The sequence below is a fragment of the Blautia sp. CAG:257 genome (genome assembly GCF_000433815.1).
Taxonomy (GTDB): domain Bacteria; phylum Bacillota; class Clostridia; order Lachnospirales; family Lachnospiraceae; genus Blautia_A; species Blautia_A caecimuris.
On the sequence record NZ_HF999068.1, the window covers coordinates 1 to 1,685 of the forward strand.

Annotated in this window: 1 protein-coding gene; it reads right to left on the reverse strand. The window is 45.9% G+C overall.

Features of this window, described 5'->3' with window-relative positions:
• Nucleotides 1-227: 227 nt before the first annotated feature.
• The gene (locus QVP40_RS08335; RefSeq protein WP_022068001.1) at nucleotides 228-1,508 is read right to left on the reverse strand and encodes an O-acetylhomoserine aminocarboxypropyltransferase/cysteine synthase family protein; all 1,281 of its coding nucleotides are present in this window, start codon (nucleotides 1,506-1,508) and stop codon (nucleotides 228-230) included.
• Between the last annotated feature and the right edge of the window lie 177 nt (nucleotides 1,509-1,685).

Here is a 1,685-nt window from a genome sequence, read left to right on the forward strand (position 1 = left end):
AGGCAGAGATCCTTATTTATGAAGCCAGAGGACTTTGCAGCTATTATGCAGAGAGCGGAGGCGTTCTCGTAGGAGTGGAAGGAAATCTGTAAAAAAATAATCTGAGCTGAGCAGAGATTCTGAAGCTCTTTTTCGGAAACAAAAAGACTGATAAACAGTGTTCTTATGATGGAAACATTGCTTATCAGTCTCTTTTTATGTATTTTGGAAAAGTATTATATGACTATTCAGGCGTTTTTCAGAGCTTTTTCAAGATCAGCAAGAATATCATCAATATGTTCAATTCCCACAGACAGTCGGATCATTCCCGGAGAAACACCGGCCTCCCGCAGCTGTTCATCATTCATCTGACGGTGAGTGTGGCTTGCAGGATGAAGAACCATAGTCTTGGAGGCAGCAACATGAGTACAGATATTGGCAAGTTCCAGGCTGTCCATGAAACGGACTGCTGCCTCGCGTCCGCCTTCCAGCTCGAAGGAGATCACACCGCAGGAGCCGTTTGGCAGATATTTTTCTGCAAGGGCATGGTATTTGTCTCCCGGAAGTCCGGGATAAATAACCTTGGAAACCTTTTCATGTGACGCAAGGAATTCTGCTGTTTTCTGTGCATTGCTGCAGTGGCGCTCCATACGGAGAGGAAGTGTTTCCAGTCCGATATTCAGAAGGAAGCAGTTATTAGGAGAAGGGATGGAACCAAGATCTCTCATAAGCTGAGAGGTTGCTTTGGTGATATAGGCTTTTTTTCCAAACTGCTTTGTGTACACAACTCCGTGATAAGACTCGTCCGGCTGGGTAAGACCGTGGTATTTGTCACCGTAGGCTTCCCAGTCAAAGTTTCCGCTGTCAATGATCGCACCTCCTACCTGAAGTCCGTGACCATCCATATATTTTGTGGTGGAGTGGGTGATGATATCAGCGCCCCATTCAAAGGGACGGCAGTTGATGGGGGTGGCAAAGGTATTGTCAACAATAAGGGGAACTCCGTGCTGGTGAGCAACACTGGCAAATTTTTCGATATCCAGAACTACAAGGGCCGGGTTGGCAATGGTTTCCGCAAAAAGAGCCTTGGTGTTAGGACGGAAAGCAGCCGCAATTTCCTCCGCAGATGCGTCTGTGTCCACAAAGGTACAGTCAATGCCCAGTTTTTTGAAGGTAACAGCAAGAAGATTAAAGGTTCCGCCGTAGATGGTGGAGGCAGCTACCACGTGATCTCCGGCCTCGCAGATATTAAAAACCGCATAAAAGTTTGCAGCCTGTCCGGAAGAAGTGAGAAGCGCCGCAACACCGCCTTCCAGTTCTGCGATTTTCGCAGCAACAGCATCGTTGGTAGGATTCTGAAGGCGGGTATAGAAATAGCCCTCGGCTTTCAGGTCAAAAAGCTGGCCCATTTCATCTGTAGTATCGTATTTAAAAGTGGTGCTCTGATAAATCGGAAGCGCACATGGTTCTCCCTTGGAAGGAGTGTAGCCTGCATGGAGGCATTTGGTTTCAAGTCTGTAATCGCTCATGTTTTTCAGTCCTTTCTGAGATGTAAATTCTGTTCGCAGGACAGTATTGCACCGCTGTGAACAGATGAAGAAACAATCTGGAATTATCATAGCACAAAAAAGGTTCAGTGACAATTAGAAGGGATAAAAAAAGATATATTCAAGAGTTGATGTTATTTATGAAAAAAGTGGCGGGTT

Coding starts and splice junctions, on each gene's coding strand:
- QVP40_RS08335 (WP_022068001.1), bottom strand. CDS start 1,508: ATGAGCGATTACAGACTTGAAACCAAATGCCTCCATGCAGGCTACACT.